At 39.8% G+C, this 17,384-nt stretch carries 20 protein-coding genes; 14 read left to right on the top strand and 6 right to left on the bottom strand.

The genetic code is table 11. The features are described 5' to 3' along the window. The first annotated feature begins 310 nt into the window (after positions 1-310). Positions 311-802, top strand: a complete 492-nt coding sequence (locus tag EJP82_RS01660; RefSeq protein WP_127190265.1) for a DUF6147 family protein — start codon at positions 311-313, stop codon at positions 800-802. A gap of 29 nt (positions 803-831) precedes the next feature. Here the strand turns inward: EJP82_RS01660 and EJP82_RS01655 are convergent, their stop codons facing one another. Together EJP82_RS01655 and EJP82_RS01650 are read right to left on the bottom strand one after the other, a co-directional pair. Further along, positions 832-1,662, bottom strand: coding sequence for a DUF4367 domain-containing protein (locus EJP82_RS01655; protein ID WP_127190264.1), 831 nt, complete (start codon positions 1,660-1,662; stop codon positions 832-834). Further along, on the bottom strand, positions 1,659-2,240 hold the full coding sequence (locus EJP82_RS01650; RefSeq protein ID WP_170220105.1) for an RNA polymerase sigma factor: 582 nt from the start codon (positions 2,238-2,240) through the stop codon (positions 1,659-1,661). The genes EJP82_RS01655 and EJP82_RS01650 overlap by 4 nt, the downstream gene beginning before the upstream one ends. Before the next feature lie 260 nt (positions 2,241-2,500). Between EJP82_RS01650 and EJP82_RS01645 the strand changes: the two genes are divergently transcribed. The 6 genes from EJP82_RS01645 (at position 2,501) to EJP82_RS01620 (ending at position 7,946) form a co-directional block, all read left to right on the top strand. Further along, positions 2,501-3,292: a CPBP family intramembrane glutamic endopeptidase gene (locus EJP82_RS01645; RefSeq protein ID WP_127190262.1), complete on the top strand. Its 792-nt coding sequence runs from the start codon at positions 2,501-2,503 to the stop codon at positions 3,290-3,292. A 148-nt stretch (positions 3,293-3,440) separates the two neighbouring features. Then, complete coding sequence (locus EJP82_RS01640) at positions 3,441-4,394, top strand: DUF5050 domain-containing protein (protein ID WP_127190261.1); 954 nt, start codon at positions 3,441-3,443, stop codon at positions 4,392-4,394. Positions 4,395-4,584: 190 nt separating this feature from the next. Then, on the top strand, positions 4,585-5,277 hold the full coding sequence (locus EJP82_RS01635; RefSeq protein ID WP_127190260.1) for a response regulator transcription factor: 693 nt from the start codon (positions 4,585-4,587) through the stop codon (positions 5,275-5,277). A 1-nt stretch (position 5,278) separates the two neighbouring features. Beyond that, positions 5,279-6,214 (top strand): sensor histidine kinase, encoded by a 936-nt coding sequence (locus EJP82_RS01630; protein WP_127190259.1) that lies wholly within the window; start codon positions 5,279-5,281, stop codon positions 6,212-6,214. A gap of 108 nt (positions 6,215-6,322) precedes the next feature. Then, positions 6,323-7,246 (top strand): ABC transporter ATP-binding protein, encoded by a 924-nt coding sequence (locus EJP82_RS01625; protein ID WP_127190258.1) that lies wholly within the window; start codon positions 6,323-6,325, stop codon positions 7,244-7,246. Continuing rightward, complete coding sequence (locus EJP82_RS01620) at positions 7,239-7,946, top strand: ABC transporter permease (protein WP_127190257.1); 708 nt, start codon at positions 7,239-7,241, stop codon at positions 7,944-7,946. Before EJP82_RS01625 ends, EJP82_RS01620 begins: the two co-directional genes overlap by 8 nt. Positions 7,947-8,357: 411 nt before the next feature. Here EJP82_RS01620 and EJP82_RS01615 read toward each other — a convergent pair whose 3' ends face one another. Further along, complete coding sequence (locus EJP82_RS01615; protein ID WP_127190256.1) at positions 8,358-9,638, bottom strand: MFS transporter; 1,281 nt, start codon at positions 9,636-9,638, stop codon at positions 8,358-8,360. Between the two features lie 209 nt (positions 9,639-9,847). Here EJP82_RS01615 and EJP82_RS01610 point away from each other — a divergent pair, with 209 nt between their 5' ends. The 3 genes from EJP82_RS01610 (at position 9,848) to nagZ (ending at position 12,074) form a co-directional block, all read left to right on the top strand. Beyond that, a complete protein-coding gene (locus EJP82_RS01610) occupies positions 9,848-10,474 on the top strand; it encodes a class I SAM-dependent methyltransferase (RefSeq protein ID WP_127190255.1) in 627 nt (208 codons plus the stop codon). Between the two features lie 21 nt (positions 10,475-10,495). Next, a complete protein-coding gene (locus EJP82_RS01605) occupies positions 10,496-10,699 on the top strand; it encodes a hypothetical protein (protein WP_127190254.1) in 204 nt (67 codons plus the stop codon). A 103-nt stretch (positions 10,700-10,802) separates the two neighbouring features. After that, complete coding sequence (gene nagZ, locus EJP82_RS01600; RefSeq protein WP_127190253.1) at positions 10,803-12,074, top strand: beta-N-acetylhexosaminidase; 1,272 nt, start codon at positions 10,803-10,805, stop codon at positions 12,072-12,074. A gap of 10 nt (positions 12,075-12,084) precedes the next feature. Here the strand turns inward: nagZ and EJP82_RS01595 are convergent, their stop codons facing one another. After that, a complete protein-coding gene (locus EJP82_RS01595) occupies positions 12,085-12,411 on the bottom strand; it encodes an MGMT family protein (protein ID WP_127190252.1) in 327 nt (108 codons plus the stop codon). Positions 12,412-12,625: 214 nt separating this feature from the next. Between EJP82_RS01595 and EJP82_RS01590 the strand changes: the two genes are divergently transcribed. Further along, positions 12,626-13,360 carry a DUF1361 domain-containing protein gene (locus EJP82_RS01590; RefSeq protein ID WP_127190251.1) on the top strand — a complete coding sequence of 245 codons (735 nt, stop codon included), beginning with the start codon at positions 12,626-12,628 and terminating at the stop codon, positions 13,358-13,360. Continuing rightward, complete coding sequence (locus EJP82_RS01585; RefSeq protein WP_127190250.1) at positions 13,357-13,911, top strand: GNAT family N-acetyltransferase; 555 nt, start codon at positions 13,357-13,359, stop codon at positions 13,909-13,911. The genes EJP82_RS01590 and EJP82_RS01585 overlap by 4 nt, the downstream gene beginning before the upstream one ends. Positions 13,912-14,097: 186 nt before the next feature. Here EJP82_RS01585 and EJP82_RS01580 read toward each other — a convergent pair whose 3' ends face one another. After that, the gene (locus tag EJP82_RS01580) at positions 14,098-14,907 is read right to left on the bottom strand and encodes a histidinol-phosphatase (RefSeq protein WP_127190249.1); all 810 of its coding nucleotides are present in this window, start codon (positions 14,905-14,907) and stop codon (positions 14,098-14,100) included. A gap of 23 nt (positions 14,908-14,930) precedes the next feature. After that, positions 14,931-15,833, bottom strand: coding sequence for a LysR family transcriptional regulator (locus EJP82_RS01575; protein WP_127190248.1), 903 nt, complete (start codon positions 15,831-15,833; stop codon positions 14,931-14,933). A 263-nt stretch (positions 15,834-16,096) separates the two neighbouring features. On the opposite strand from EJP82_RS01575, the gene EJP82_RS01570 reads away from it, so the two are divergent. Further along, positions 16,097-16,558 (top strand): chemotaxis protein CheX, encoded by a 462-nt coding sequence (locus EJP82_RS01570; protein WP_127190247.1) that lies wholly within the window; start codon positions 16,097-16,099, stop codon positions 16,556-16,558. A 28-nt stretch (positions 16,559-16,586) separates the two neighbouring features. Beyond that, entirely contained in the window at positions 16,587-17,363 is a 777-nt protein-coding gene (locus EJP82_RS01565; protein WP_127190246.1) for an SDR family NAD(P)-dependent oxidoreductase, read from the top strand. Positions 17,364-17,384 lie beyond the last annotated feature (21 nt).

The raw sequence follows: 17,384 nt of genomic DNA, 5'->3' as shown, positions 1-17,384 counted from the left end.
CGTCTTCTAGGTCAGGGAAAGATATAATCTCCTTTCTAGTAATTTGTTTCCCTATTATTCGCCTAGTAATAGTAAGTGAAAAAACAATAAGGAGATTTTACCATTTGTGGAATGCGATATCTACGCTGAATAGGGAACTCATAGGAAAATATTTATCGTCAAATTTCTCGGTATAGTCAATTTTTAGGGAAATAAGTCGTTATTTATATATGTATGGTATTTTCATATGAATTATATGTAGAAAGGAGTAGTAGGAAGTGTAATGAGCATGGAGGGTTAGTACAAATTAGAAGAGAGAAGGCGAATTTATATGACAAATAAGAAGATTCACTTGAAAGGGATCATGTTGCTGGGTATTTCTGTTTTAATAGGTTTGATCATTCCATTATTCAACTCTGTACCTATAGCGGCGAGTGGCACTACTATGCACACAACGCCACCTCCTATCACGTTTAGCCCCTATTCTATATTTAATAGCTCATTTGTTTCCCTTGAGAGCGGAGTTGGAAGTGTTAGTAAAAAAAGCTCAGGTAAGGTACTGATTTCTGGAGAAACAAATGCTAAGCAAACTGTGAATACAATAGGTGTGAAGGTAGTCTTACAAAGATGGACTGGATCCGATTGGGTTAATTACTATACAGGTAGCGACTCTACTAAATCTAATGCAAGCTTCATTACTACAAGTCAGGAAACAACGGCTACTACGGGATATTATTATCGGACTAAAACAACTCACTGGACAGTTAAGAACGGGTTAAGGGAAGAAGGAACGCTTACTTCGGATAGTGTAGCAATCGACTAAGTCTTACATAAATCAACAAAGGCAGAGGATTATTGATCCTCTGCCTTTGTTGTGGAGTTAGCCATCTTGATTAGTTCTTCTTCGGTCAAATTCCCCGATATTTGTAGCAAGATGGATCCATCAGGAGAAAGCCATTCTATACGCCCACCACCTTGGGTATATAGAATGATAAATCCCTCTCCCTGATGAATCTGTACACTCTTGACAGTGCCAACAGATTCATTGACGCTGGTCTGCTTTGAGGATTCATTAATTGATCTCTGCATATAGGAGATTAACTCAGAAGTACTGTTGCGGTATTCCATTCTTACGATACTATTATTTCCTTGTAAGTCGGGATAAACCTCAACTGTGTCAAGATGGTATCCATCAGGAAACCAATCGGGACTTAATACTGCAAATTCTGCAATTTCGGCCACTTCTTCTATTGATACTTGCTTGGGGACGGATATGACAGGCTCAGAAGTTTGTTGAGACGCGTCGAATGGCTCTCCTTCAATATCAGGCGGCGGCGGGGTTAACATACGATTACTCGGGCTCTCTTTCTCCCCACCAAATAAGATATGAATGATACCTTCTTGGGTATCCTTAACAATTCTAACCATTTGCTTAAAAGCATAGGCTGGATTCGGGTTTGTTGAGAATAGACCAATTACGACAGAAATGCAGGCTATAGCAACTCCTAATTGTGAGACTCTTATCCATTTTGAACGTTGTTTGCGTTTTCGAAGTTGGACATGCATCTTCTTCCAAGCTTCATCCGGATCGGGGATGTCAATTTGAGCATGGATGGCTTGAACAGCTGATTTTGCAAATTGTTCTAACTGTTCTTCGGTCAATTCCTTGTTGTTTGGGTTCAACTTTCATCCCCCCATTCGTTCAAGAATAATTCGGCTAGTTTTGCCTTAGCACGTTTCAGACGCTTACTCATTAAAGGCTCCTTAATACCGAGTAAGTGAGCTATTTCTTTACTTGGCATCTCCTCGATATATTTCAGGTATAACACTATACGGTATTCCCATTTAAGCTGTTCTAAACACGCTATAAGTGATGCACTTCGACTCATATCTTCAACAATTTTCTCGATAGGTTCAACCGTTGAGATTGTTAACAAGGTACTGTCTTCATTATCTATAACGGATTCAATATCCAATACTTGCCGATATTTTTTATTTTTTCTCAACATATCAAAAGCAGTATTCCTTGCTACTTGTTTCAACCAGGCTTTAATATTGGAATCTTCTCTGGTCTTTGGACCATGATGCATAGCTTTAATAAAGACCTCATTAATAGCGTCTTCTACTAAAGTATGGTCATTAAGCAAGAAGAATAGATTAGAATACACAAGTTGATGTAAGGCATAGTACAAATTACGCTGCGTAAGATCATCTAAATTACGAACATTACTTCGAAACACGCTAAACAAATCATCAGACAACGTGCATATCCCCCTCAATCTATAATCAACCATTACCTAAAAATATGTTTTAATTGAACATTTTACCTCTATGTACTGCCTTAATTATATGGATAGGGCAAGAAGGATTCAATCATCATTCGTATAATATATTTGAAAAGCTAGAAACTTAGCGAAATTAAAGATAAGGTATAGGCGAATATTTCCGAGGAAATAGGAGGGATTTGTTGGGATGTGACGAATGATTGTAAGAAAAACATCTGGGGGAGTTTAAGAATTCCATGTTAAAATTTTCTAAATCCGCTTTAGTGCCAAATATATTCTTCATTGTTTCTATCCTTTTAGTGCAGATTTTACCGTGGTACTTGGCTTGTTTCCTGATTTTAAGTAATCTCATGATACTTTGGAAAACTCATTCAAAAACAAGGAATATATACATACTATCTATTACCTATGTGGTTGGATACTTAATATCAGAGCCAATTAGAGGTATGATAACTTCTTCATTTCCAACTGAATATAGTGAGTGGGGAATCGTTGTCTCTAGATTTAGTTTACTCCTATTCGTTTTACCTTTTTATATTATGAGTAGATTTCAGTCATCAGATATATCGTATATATCCGTAGGCTCATTTAGAAATAATATTTATTTTCCGTTTATTTGGAAGGGGAAGAAGGATCCTGTTTGGCGCTTTCTATTAATTGGAGCAGGTATTATTATAATCTCTTTTAGCTTTATGATTGATTTCAAAGCAGTGAACTTTCAATTACTAGTTATGTATGCCGTATGTTTTGCACTTATTAATTCAATATTAGAAGAGATATTGTGGAGAGGATACATACTTGGTCGATTGGTAGGTGTCTTGGGGGAGCAAGTGGGACTCGTGATTTCAAGTTTAGGATTTGGACTCTACCATTATAGTCTAGGGTTTCCTTGGTCTGTGTGTGTTCTATTTTCATTATTCGGCATGTTAATGGGCGGGGTGACAATTAAATCTAAGGGGCTATTACCTGTGATTTTATTGCACTTTTTAATGAATATTATGTTTGCTTTAAGCGGCATTATTTTTTAGAATTGCACGAAATGATGTGGGGATGAGCAGGAAATAACAGGGTTTACTTATGACAAGTCTGGAGAAATTATGAGAATTAGCATTGTATAATTATGTCGAATGTCTTAATATGGGATCCTAGTAAAAACAACCCAAAGGAGAGTGTTCCATGAGAAAGATATTGATTTCGACAATTATGATCATAGCCCTATTAATAGGAGCCTTACCAGCCAGTGCAGCAGTTAAGGAAAATAAGGTAGTATGGTTGGGGGATTACGCGGATAAAGCATCGAGAGGTGTCAATCTATCTATTGTTGATGGAAAAACAAATATAACCAATCGGATATATCAAGAAGATGCTTTTTCTCCAATTTTAGTTGGTGATTGGGTTTATTTCTTGAAGCAGAATCCGGATTCAGACGTGATAATGGGACAAATTGTTAAAGCTAAAGTTGATGGTTCTGAATTGACTGAAGTGACAAAAGAAAGTACATATTCAAGTTTTACAGTTGAAGGACAGGTTATATATTTTGGTGGATATGATAAGGACTATAAGAATCAAATTGGTAGCATGAATCTCGATGGAACAGGCGAAAAAGTACTTTTTTCTGGTCTTTCCTTTTGGTCTTATACCGTCGGTAAAGGATATGTATTCTATGTAGATACTGAGAACGGCTCTATTCTGTATCGAATGAAACTAGATGGTACGGGTAAAACTGCTATATCTAAAAAATCTGTGGCGCCTCGCGATGGTGGGTATGCATTATTTGGTAGTACATTGTTTTTCTCCGAAGAAACATATGATGTTACTCCACAGAAATGGTATCTTCAAGAAGCCGATGGTAAAAACTTGAAGACTTTTACTTCAAAAGGGACTGTTACTCCAATTGCTTTTCAGAACAAAGTGTTCTTCTTTGAGGAAACAATCGTTAATAAATCAAAGAAATCAGTTACCACTCTAACAAAAATTAACCGTGAAGGTACTGGGAAGAAAACAGTAGCAACCATTGCTGAAGGTGATAAGTTTATAGGCGTAGTGGGAACCACTTTTGTATATAAGACAGCCGCAGGTAAAATATATCAAATTGGGCAAGACGGTAAGGTTACAAAACTTGCGAAGTAAGTCGTGACCTTTCATTTAAGTTCATTTAACGGCGACCTTAGTAGTTGTTAGCAAAAATACGATTGCTAATTTAGTATAGAAAGAAGCCCGTGAGGCTTCTTTTTTTATTGAATTAAAACCTATTTATCATGCTAATATAATATTATCAAGAATTATACAGTATTTAGATGGAATGGATGGGATAAATAATATGCATCACATTTTATTAATAGAAGATGATATTTCTATCGTAGAGATGGTAGAGAAGGTGCTTAGTAAGGAAGGCTTTCTTGTTACTGCAGCCTACAATGGCGAGGAGGGTATATATGCTTTTGTAAAGGGGACGTTTGATCTCGTCCTGGTGGATCTAATGATGCCTAAGATGGATGGAATGGAAGTGATCCGCAGTATTCGCTCTCGCAGCGCTATTCCAATTCTGATTATGTCGGCTAAAGATAGTGATGTGGACAAAGCGCTTGGACTCGGCTTCGGTGCCGATGATTATATCGCTAAGCCATTCTCTATGATTGAACTCTCTGCCCGCATTAAATCGGCGATCCGCAGAGCAACTACATATACTCAGGTAGAACAGCAAACGGAGAAGATCACTACTGTAGGTGATTTGAAGATGGATTTTGATAATTATTCGGTCAACAAACAAGGGGAAGAACTTAAGCTTACCGCCAAGGAATTTGAGATTTTGAAATTGTTTGCTAGTAATCCCAATCGTGTGTTTACGAAATCTCAATTGTACGGATTTATCTGGAATGATGATTACATGGGGGATGAGAACGTAATCAACGTACATATTCGCCGCCTTCGTGAGAAGATCGAGAATGATCCATCCAACCCGGTTTACATTAAGACATTATGGGGAATCGGCTACAAGTGGGAAGGTGTTTGACATGATTACGCTTGCTTTTTGTATCATCGTAATCCTGGTTATCATCATTGTTCTACAATATAGGATGCAGACAGTAAGAACCGCTCAAATGAAAAAGGTTGCGGAACGACTTGAAGCTATTATGACGGACAGAACAGCTGAGAAATTACTGTTCGTTACGAGCGATCCAGCGCTGCAGGTGTTAATGACAAAGATCAATGCACTGCTTGATATGAACCTTAAGTCGAGTGCAGATAATACCATATCACAAATCATGATGCGTAAAATGTTATCTAACATCTCACATGATTTGAAAACGCCATTAACGGTTGTATTTGGCTATGTGGAGGCATTGTCTCTACATCAGGATATGGATACAGAAGAACGCCAAGAATTGCTCTCTAAGGTTCATCAGAAGACAGCTCAAACCATCCAGTTGATCGATACATTTTTTAACTTAGCTAAGTTAGAATCGGGCGATACAGAGTTTCCGATTACTCGTGTAGATATGAGTGAGCTGAGTAGAATAAATATTCTACAGTTCTACGACATGTTATCCGCCGAAGGCTTAGAAGTACATATTGATATTCCTGATTCTCCGATATATGCGCTTGGTAACGAGGATGCGATAAACCGTATTTTAAACAATTTAATCTCGAATGCGCTTCGGTATGGAGCAGACGGAAAAACAGTAGGACTGAGGCTCCGCGAGGAACATGATATGGTTTGTGTAGAAGTATGGGATCGTGGAAAGGGTGTCCAAGATAGCCATAAGAATCTCGTGTTTGAACGGATGTACACCTTAGATGATTCCCGTAACAAATCGGTGCAGGGAAGTGGCTTAGGTTTAACGATTGCTAAGAGACTTGTGGAGACCATGGGGGGAAGTATTCATCTTTCAAGTAAGCCATATGAGAGAACAGTATTCTCTTTTTATTTAAGAAAAATGAACTATTAGTATAATCATCCACCCTACTTAAGAAACACGTAAGAATTCAGTAAGAAAAATAAACCATTTCGTTTATTACAATGAATTCATGAGAGATAAGCGAAGGGAGATATAAACATGGCTTACGTACTACGAACTCATCAATTGACAAAAGTATTTGATGAGAAGGACATTGTAACCAATGTCAGTATGAATATTAAACAAGGTGAAATTTATGGTTTTCTTGGGCCGAACGGTGCGGGTAAAACTACGATTATGAAAATGATCACGAATTTGGTGAAGCCAACATCTGGCGAAATTGAGTTGTTTGGTCAAAAATTAACGCCAACATCCTACAATGTACTCGGGAGAATGGGGACAATCATTGAATACCCGATATTTTACGATAAGTTAACAGCACGTGAAAATTTGGAACTGCATTGTGAATACATGGGCTACTATAACAAAAAGGCAATAGATGATGCGCTCGAGCTTGTGAAATTACAAAATATTACTAACAAGTCTGTTAAGGACTTCTCACTCGGTATGAAACAGCGACTCGGGATTGCCCGGGCAATTACGACAAAACCAGAATTACTCATACTGGATGAACCGATTAATGGACTTGATCCAATCGGGATCAAAGACATCCGTGAGTTGTTCAAACTCTTGAGTAAAGAGTATGGCATTACGATGCTAGTCTCAAGCCACATTCTGGGGGAAATCGAGTTGGTGGCTGACACGATAGGAGTAATTAATCATGGGGTATTGTTGGAAGAGGTCTCCATGGAGCAGATTCGGGAGAAGAACACCGATTATATTGAGTTCAATACAAATGACTGTAATAAGGCAACGTATGTTTTATCCCAGCAACTAGGAATTGAGAATATTCGTGTCATCGATCAACGGTATATTCGAATTTATGACAATAGTATTCCAATGAAACAAATTACGAAGACCCTGATTATGAACGATATTGATGTGGATTCTATTCATCAGAAGAACAGTTCACTTGAGGAATATTTCATGAACTTATTAGGTGGAGGTGTGGTAAATGCTTAAGCTGATCCAGTTGGAAATGAAAAAATACCGCTTTGCTGGAATCATTAGGGCGGCGTTTATCGCTAACCTTTGCATGTTTGTTTTAATTGCTGCTATTAATATAAGCTCGATAGGAGCTGAAATACCTGAGCTTGCTACTTTTGAGGATATACTTGTAATTATTGATACATTGGTGAGAGCAACGTTTATTATATTTGCCGGGGTACTGTTATCTAAGTTGATTATCGACGAATTTAAAAGCCAGTCGATCACGGTACTGTTTATGTATCCAATTAACCGTAAGAAACTAATCATTGCGAAATTGCTTATTGTGATTACCTTTACTTTTATGGCTATTATTTTGTCCGTGCTCTTCCTCACTTGCGCTATATTCTTACTTGATCAATTTATAGACGCCGTACCTGGCACATTGACACTCGAAATGGTCATAAAGCATGGAACCTCCTTCGTTACGGGTGGACTTGCAGCTAGTTTTATGAGTTTGATACCACTCTATTTTGGGCTGCGAAAGCAATCAACAGTATCAACACTTGTTGCTTCCATAATCATAGTTCTATTGGTTTGTTCCAACAATGGTGGCTTCTCACTCAATGAAATCATCATCGTTCCGATCATCTTGGCTTGTATTGGTGCGTTAGTCGCTTACTTGGCGATTCGCAATATTGAACATGTGGATCTGATATCGAAATCCGGGTCGTAAGTAACGTGACAAATCATATTGAGGGTTTTCAAATTCAGGAATAACATGCTTTCAACAGGGGGCATGGCTATGAATAATGTTGTTGTAAATTATTACGATAATTATAGTGAAGAAGATCGTTTGGAAGAGATAATGTTAGAAGGTTAGAGTTTATTACCACTACGACAATATTGAATAAATACATCGTTGGGGAGGAAAATATCCTGATTAATCAATTGTCAGATGAGAAATATAACCAGTGGGTTGAGGCGCATCTGAGAACTTGCAGCGAACCGTCGATACTGGGTAACAGTAATCACGGAATGTTAGTTTGTCGAAAAATGTAACATGGATTATTTATGTGAATATAAAATGGGGGTTATCACTCAGCTATGTTAAATATAACTGAGTGATAACCCCCCTCTTTTTTTATTAAAAAGATTCAGTCGCAGTTTGTTGATGAGGTTTGCGGAACATGAAGTAATAGAGGGCTGCTGCGGTGACATATAAACCACCTGTTATACTAAAGGTGATTGCATAACCCCAATAATGACCGTACGTAGTGACTAAGTAAGATTGAATAGATCCCATGAAAGCCCAGCCCAGCATAAACGCAGTCTGAGTGATGGAATTGGCTATTCCGCGACTCTTATCAGATACACGCTCAATGAGAACCGTCGATTGAATAGGGTTGGCTGCATTCATCAATGCTTGTCGGAATAGGAAACCCACCGCAGCGATCGCGAACATATTTGTGAATCCAGTTAATAAAAGGAAGGGAAGTGAGAGTATTTGAAAACATACTACAGCCTTTACAGGGCCAACCTTTGCTGCTAAAGAAGGACCGATTAACATAGATATGATGGTCATGATTTGTCCAAGTGAAATGAGTATACCCACCGCACTAAGGGATACAGAGAAACGGTTGGTGAAATATAGATTTAAGTAGGGAACAACTAACCCGGATCCGATTCCGATAATCAATTGAATGATTGCGAACTGCGCAATCATTTTATAATCAGATTTCAAGCTGATTGTAGCAGATTGAGCAGGTTGAACTATAGGGTTAGGAGTTTGCTCTTCCTCCTCAGATTGAACTACATGCGGTTTTTCAACAATGAAGAGTAATGGAATGAATGCTGCTAAAGTAGCGATCCCACCAATGGCTAGAACGATTTGCAAACTCGAAACACGATTTATACTGAATGTTTGCAAGAGATCGGCCAACATGCCGCCGCCCATACTCCCTAATACCTGTGACGCAAGAACAAGAGAAGAAAAATAACTGAATATCCGTAGTCTCTGTTTGACAGGGATACTTTCAGCAAGAAATGGAATAGCCAATACTTGAAATATGGAAGCAAATAAACCAGAGCAGACGGCTAGCGTCAAAAGGCTGGGCTCTGAAATCAAAAAAGATCGACCGATAAAGGCTAAACCGCTAAAGAGTGCACCAATAATTAGTAATCGCTTACGACTAGTCCGATCTCCAAGAAGGCCGACAGGAATGAACATGAGCGCTGTGGCAAAGGATTGAATACCTACGACTCTACCATTCATGGTATCTCCGTAACCTAGGTCTTGAATGTAGAGATTATATAAGACAGAGAACATTCCGCCTCCGATTTGAAATAAAACATTTGCTAAAAAGAATAATTTAATATTTGGGGATAAATTATTCCATCCCTTTTTCACTTGATGTATATACCGCATGATGTATTCAAAATCCCCCTAAAAATTTTGTTTGCAAAACTGACCAATGTTACTATTCTAGCAGTTTTAGAGAGCACAAGGGAGTGATCTTTTATAATTCTGTATGAATGCTAGCGGTGTAGGCGAAAAAACTTGAAGGTTAGGGGATATTCAAATAGTATGGGGAAATACAACATTTGAACTTAATATAAAGTTAAGGTGGTTCAGGTATGGTTAATGAGTATTGGGATCAGAGATTCAAAGCGGAGGGCATGATCTGGGGTAAAGAGCCAAGTCCAACTGCATATCATGCAATTGATAAATTCAAAAAGCATGGTGTTCAAAGCGTGCTCATCCCAGGGGGAGGTTATGGGCGGAACTCCAAAGCGTTCTCTCCTCACTTTCAAGTTGAGGCAGTAGAACTGTCGCCAGATGCTATTGCGATGGCTAGAGAGTGGGACCCGGATTGTCATTATATTGAAGGATCAGCCTTGGACATAAAGATAGACAAAACCTATGACGGTATTTATTGTTATGATCTGCTGCATTTATTTCTGATGTCTGATCGCCATCGATTAATACAGTGCTGTGACGAGCATTTGCGAAAGGGAGGCGTGATGTACTTTACAAGCTTTTCTGATGGAGATCCTAATAACGGGATAGGTAGGCGGTTAGAATCAGGAACCTATGAATATAAAGAGGGGAAATATGCTCATTTTTTCTCCGAGGAAGATTTAAGGGAGCATTTCAGCGGTTATCGAATAGTAGAAACAGGAACGGTAGAGGAAGTATTAAGAAATCAAAGTAATGATTCGCATTCATATTTGTTAAGATATATATTGGTGCAGAATAAATAGATAGAAATGAGTGATTAGATTATGAAGTTAGAAAAAGGGATGAAAATTTATTTAGTTGGATCCGTATTATTTCTGATTTATGCCATTGGTTTTGCAATTTATTTCAAGAGTCAATCCGCCGAAGTTCCCATGTGGTTCTTAGGATCTTTGCTGTTGGCTCCTTTAGTGGTATTCTCCAGGGGAGTTTGGTCATTTATCAAGGAGTGGAAAAAACCGCGCCTATAAGCGAGGGAAGATTTGGTTGTATTCGTGTGATTAACAATAGCATGAGCGCATTTGATTTGGTGAATACTTCATAGAATAATATGAGTGATTTGGAGGCAAATGCATGAAATATACATTACGGATGTGCTGCGTAATTATACTTAGTATTGGACTGGTGGTCGGGTGTTCCTCGCAGAACAATCAGGCTAGTGTTCCGGAAGCTACCCCCTCGAGTAATCAAGACTCGCAAGGTGGGGAGGTGAGCGAACCAACGCCCACTCCCACGGAATCAGTTGATCCCATCAGGGATCAGTTAGAAGGTCTTAGCACTACTGAGAAAGTGGGGCAACTGGTCTTAGTTGGTATGGAAGGAACGGAGCCGGATTCATCTGCTTTAGATTTGATCAAGACTTATCGGGTTGGGGGCTTTATCTTTTACAAGGATAATATTAAAGACAGTGCCTCGGCGCTCACGTTGTTCAATGAGTTAAAGGCGGCTAATGCCACTAATTCGGTTCCTTTATTTATGAGTGTGGATGAAGAAGGCGGGCGGGTCACCAGAATGCCAGAAGAATTTACGAAGGTGCCAACGGCCGGGAGAATTGGTGAAACTGGAAGTACAGAGCTGGCGAGTGGGATGGGTGAGGCAATTGGAACTCAACTGTCGGGCTTTGGCCTGAATATGGATTTTGCCCCTGTACTTGACGTGAATAGTAATCCAGATAACCCGGTGATCGGTGATCGGTCGTATGGGAATACGGCTGAGATCGTAAGCAAATTAGGCATAGCCGCTATGAAAGGAATTGAGAAGCAGGGTGTTATTCCAGTCGTTAAGCATTTCCCTGGGCACGGAGATACTTCGGTGGATTCTCATCTTGGGTTGCCTGTTGTAGACCATGATTTAACACGATTGCGGAGTTTAGAATTGATCCCGTTTGAGAATGCCATCTCCGAAGGGGCAGATGTAGTTATGATAGCTCACTTACTGATGCCTAAATTGGACCCCGACCATCCAGCTTCTTTCTCTAAGATCATCATCAACGATTTGCTTAGAGAAGAACTTGGTTATCAAGGCGTGATCATTACCGATGATATGACAATGGGAGCCATTGCAGAGCATTATGAGATCGGAGATGCGGCGGTTCAATTTATACAGGCTGGTGGTAACATTGTTCTGATTGGTCACGACTACAAGAAGGAAAAGGCGGTTATTGAAGCTTTGACTGAGGCCGTGGACAAGGGAAATATTACGGAAGAGATGTTAGATGAACGAGTATACGGGATTTTGGAACTAAAACAAAAATATAATTTAAATGATGATCCGGCAAAGGGACCAAATGTCAAAGAAGTAAACGCTGATATTAGCAGTCTTTTGAAAAGGTACAAAGTGAAGTAAAAGCTATATTCTACTCTTCCTGAAAGTAAGGTTCCGGGTGAAATTGAAATTTCTCAAGTATGACTCGTCTGCCATCAAGTACTTCAACACCTTCTGACTCTAAGAACATTCTTTGCATGAAGGCGGACTCATCGTCTTGAATCGCAATTTCACCAGCTTTATTTAGAACTCTATGCCATGGAAGAGCGTATTTACTGCTCATGGAGTGCAGAATCCGTACCACTTGCCTAGCGGCACGGGGACTTCCTGCGGCAGCAGCTACGCCACCATATGTCATGACTTTTCCTTTAGGTATAGCAGAAATAACCTCAATGACTTTTGCGGTAAAAGGTGTCATTTTCAGAGCTCCGATCTATATTGTGAAATAAAAAGAGGGGGGACTATGGATACTATTTTATACTCAAATTGTCTGGTATTGAAAGCTCTTAATGAGTTCATTAGTGATGATGTTCTAAACAAGGATAGTAACTATCCCCTTCATCCAAACGTATATAAGCAAATTGGTTTGTATACAACTTTGATAAGATCTTGATGTGGGGGAGGATGTACGATTGAATAAACTGAAGGAACTCGGATATCCCGTTAAATTATATTTGTATATTGTCTTATTTATAGCCACGGTGATAGGCATGAAATTTGTAGTAGAGATTCAGCTTCCTAGTGGGGGGAGATCCCCTTATCTATTTCTGATCTGGAATACGTTTCTGGCTTGGATTCCGGTAGGACTTGTCATTATACTTGATTTGGTTAGCTTGTTAAAGAATAAACTCTCGCGAAGACTGTTATTTCTAGTGGTTGGCTTATTATGGTTATTCTTTTATCCAAATGCGGCTTATATGATCACAGATATGCTACATCCGTTTGCAAGGTATCCGGTAAGTGGTTATCGATTCTGGCAGGAGATTTCATTCTGGGATCATCTGTTTACATTATTCTTTGTTGCGTTGCTTGGTCTAGCGTTGGGTAATGCATCATTGGCTTCGGTTCACCGTTTAGTTCGCAAGAGTTATGGAAGCGTGGTTGGTTGGATCTTTGCCATTGCCATTCTGGGTTTGAGTAGCTTCGGAGTATATCTTGGTCGCTTTAACCGTTGGAATAGCTGGGATATTATCAAGAGACCGTTTCATGTTCTAGAAGAAATGGTTATATATTTTTCTGATATGGAGCATCTGAGACATACGCTGGCTTTTTGTAAATGGATATTTATAATTACTTTGTTTAGCTATGTAATGCTAAATCTATTTGGTGCGATGAAGAACTCGAAGGGAACCGAGGTAAGGGAATGACTAACATCAGGCAGCAGCTATTGAGCCAGTTTCCTATTCTGGAAAGCCATCGTTTAATTATGCGAAAGATAGTGCCAAATGATACAACAGAGATGTTTCGTTATATTACTGATCCGCAGGTTCAGCGTCATACATCTTTTCAGCCAGGGGCCTTGCGCTTTCCAGCACGAATGTTCCGTTATTTCGAAGAATCCTATTGGATTCTCCGTGACCTCCACTTTGCAGTTGATTTGAAGCAGGATCAAGGGCGCAGTAGTCGGTTAGTAGGCCTATGTTCTCTACAGTATTGGGACCAAACTACGGGTAAGGCAAGGCTAGGATATTTATTCGCTCCTCATAGTTGGAATCAGGGGTTAGCTACAGAGGCAGTAAAGTCTCTACTCTCATTTGGTTTCGATACAATGGGACTAACTGTAATCGAAGCTAGATGTGGACAAGATAATCCGGCTTCAGAACGCGTATTGCAGAAATGTGGAATGTCTTGCCTCGAAGGGCTTACTGAACATAATCTTCTAAAACTCTATTCGATAAGTTCAAATGAGGACAAGTAACAATAGGAAATTCATTTGTTACACAAATGAAATATAGCTGTGATCCAACCCTAACAGTAAGGGGGTAAACTTACCTTATGACCCCCTTTTGAATATATTGTTAGGAACCCGGCGTAGGAACGCGCGGGTTCCCTTTTTTTTTGCAGAAAAAAAGTGAGGCATGTGCCCCACATCATTTAATACCTTTTATAGCGGAACGACTACCTTTGCTTTGTTCTTGTAATATACCCATTCGGTGAACCCGATTTCTCGCAATCTGCTTGCTACATCATCTAAATCCTCAGCTACACGCCCCGGAATATGTGCGTCCGAACCAAAGGTCACATTTACACCATAATGCAGCGCACGTTCCAAGATCGCATCGTTAGGATACCATCCACCGCTGAGCTTTGTCTTGCCGGAAGTATTAATTTCAATTGCAACATCACACTCGGCGATGACCTGTAGTGTTTCGTCAATGGCAGTAGCGGCTGGAATATCTGAGAAAGGTGGGTAGTTCCCCTTCATCGCATCAATATGACCTAGAACTTGAAACATACCACTACGAGCTGAATCACGGATCAAGGCATAGTAAGCTTCCTTAACTGCGATATGTTCTTCTTCACTAAGTCTTTTCCAGCGATTTTTGTTAAAGATACTAACATTTCCTACGCTGTGCACAGAACCGATTACATAGTCGAACGGATACTGGGCCAAGACGTTAGCATAAACTTTCGCATGTTCGGGGAAAAAATCACTCTCGATACCGAGTAATACGTCGATAGTTCCTTCATATTCTTGTTTCAGATGCAGAACTTCCTCAACGTAATTTGAAAATTCTTTCTTTGCCATAGCAATCAGGGGAAAAGGTTGTTCTTCCTGACTCCCAAAGTAAGGAGTATGATCGCTGATACCGATGACAGACAACCCCGCAGCGATTCCGGCTTCAATGTAATCACGGATATTTCCGTCTGCATGTCCACAGCGAAAATGATGAGTGTGAAGATCAAATTTCATGAGGATACTCCCTTCTGGTTAGCTTACTCTGAGCCTATAAAATTAGTTTCGGGCATTCCCTTTAAGTCACCAAGAAACTGCTGCATGGCCGAGTTAATGTATCTGCTCGATTTGTAGATCACGCCCACAGGATGGGTGACCTCCAGTTCGGGAATAGGAACAACTTTTAATGAACCCTGACGAAGTTCACGTAGAATGGACTGTCTGGAAATAATAGCAGCTCCCAAATTAATCTCGACCATCCGTTTCACTTCTTCACTGCTGGATAATTCCATGACAATGTTGGGCTCCATTTGATGTTTTTTGAACACCTCATCGACGAACCTACGACCGACTGTGTCGGGGGAGAGCATGATAAGCGGAACGTCTCGCAATGAATCCAAGCTGGGTGTCCTTTTGTCAGCTAGTGGATGCTGAGGCGATACTACAAGTTCAAAGATGTCGTAATACAACACAGAAGATAAAACATTTGGATTGTTCTCAATTAAATAGCCAATACCGATATCGACGAGACCTTGTTCCACATTCTGATAAATTAGTGAAGAGGGCATGGATTGGATGGTTGTTTTGATCAATGGGAACTGGTCTTGGAAATAGGAAAGAATCCGTGGCAAAATCTGAATGGCAATAGATGTTGTTGTACCTAGTACTATGTGCCCTTGTGGAGTGTGCTCCATATCGGACAGTTTCTGCTTGAGCTCTTCAGTTATATCTAGGATTCGTTCGGCCCGTTCAAGAAAAACCTGCCCACGGTCTGTTAGTGTTACCGGTTGATTACGGTCGATTAGCACTGTTTTGAATTCATCCTCTAAGCTCTTGATCTGCGCAGAAACAGCAGGTTGAGTTAGATTCAGTAATTCTCCAGCTTTACGAAAGCTTTTGGTCTTAGAAATGGTGATTAGCGTTTCCAGTTGACTGATATTCACCTGAATCCCTCCTTTCAACTGTGATCTTCTCAACTATTCTTTTCTCAACATATTTATTTCATTAATTATAGGTGATTCGACTTGTTAAACGCAATGATATTGAAGTTGTTAGTCGTAGTCGTTTAGTTTGACATCTCTATATAAAGTACTATACCTACATTTCTAATGACTTATTAATAGGAATAAAGTATAATTTGTTTTAACTAAAACACGGGACTTTTGTATTACATTTTTTTACTTCCTAGTATAAAGGAGCACAAATTGTGAAAGCAGAAGTAATTAATCCTTTTCTTGAATCCGCGCGTTCTGTTATTGAACAGGTCATTCAAATCTCTCCTTCTGTAGGAAGTCTTGGAGTAAAGAATATCATACCTAGCTGCGATCAAGTTTGGGTACAGGTCGGTATGTCAGGTCATTTTACTGGTATGGTAGTGTTTGGGCTACAAGTGAAGGTTGCGTTAAAGATCGTATCTGCTATGATGGGTGGATTTGTGCTGACAGAAATGGACGAGATGGGGAAAAGCGCCATTTCGGAGCTAAGCAATATGATTAGCGGTAATGCGAGTACTATCCTGTCAAGTCAAGGTTATGTAGTGGATATTACTCCGCCGCAAATTATTGAATTGGAGCTAGCCAATAAAGACATGTTACCTCGTAAAGCACTCTGTATTCCTTTGACGATGGATGGGATCGGCGAACTAGACATCCAGGTCATGATCTCCTAGAATGAAATGATTGGGAGGGGACCTACATATGTCATTGAACGGAAAAATTATTGTTGTCACGGGTGCTTCTAGTGGGATTGGTGCTCTGAGCGCTCAAATGTTATCGGAACGTGGGGCAATTGTTGTGCTGGCTGCTAGGTCGGTTGATAAACTGGAAAATGTCAGCGCGGGAATGTATGGCTCCTATAAGGTTATTGAAATGGATGTAGGTAATGATGACTCTGTAAAGAATGGATTCAAACAAATCTTTACTGAGTTTGGTCGGATAGATGGTCTATTGAACAACGCTGGGTATGGGAAGTTCGAATATTGTGATGATATGCCAATTCAAGAATTTAATGACATGATGAATGTTAATTATATGGGCATAGTTCGATGTACAAAAGCTGTGCTTCCTTATATGAAGAAGGCGCGTACGGGGCGAATTGTTAATGTCGCATCCATTGCGGGTAAGATTGGAACCTCCAAATCAACCGCGTATACGGCGACGAAACATGCAGTACTTGGTTTCAGCAGTGCGCTTCGCCAAGAAGTTCGTGCTGATGGAATTACGGTCTCGACAATTAATCCTGGGCCGATTGATACGCCGTTCTTTACATTGGCAGACCCAAGTGGAGAATATGTCAAAAACGTAAAATGGTTCATGTTGAAGCCTGAACGAGTGGCAAAAGCCATGGTATCAGCACTTGATAAAGGAACGACGGAAATTAATCTACCTTGGGTTGCTGGGGTAGGTGCAAAGTTATATCAGTTGTTTCCACGTCTAGCTGATCGTTTGAGTTACCGCATGTTGAACAAGAAATAACCCACCCTCAGAGGCGGGTTA

The organism is Paenibacillus anaericanus (assembly GCF_003994475.1).
In the GTDB taxonomy this organism is placed as follows: Bacteria; Bacillota; Bacilli; order Paenibacillales; family Paenibacillaceae; genus Fontibacillus; species Fontibacillus anaericanus.
This window is presented reverse-complemented; position numbering and strand designations above follow the sequence as displayed.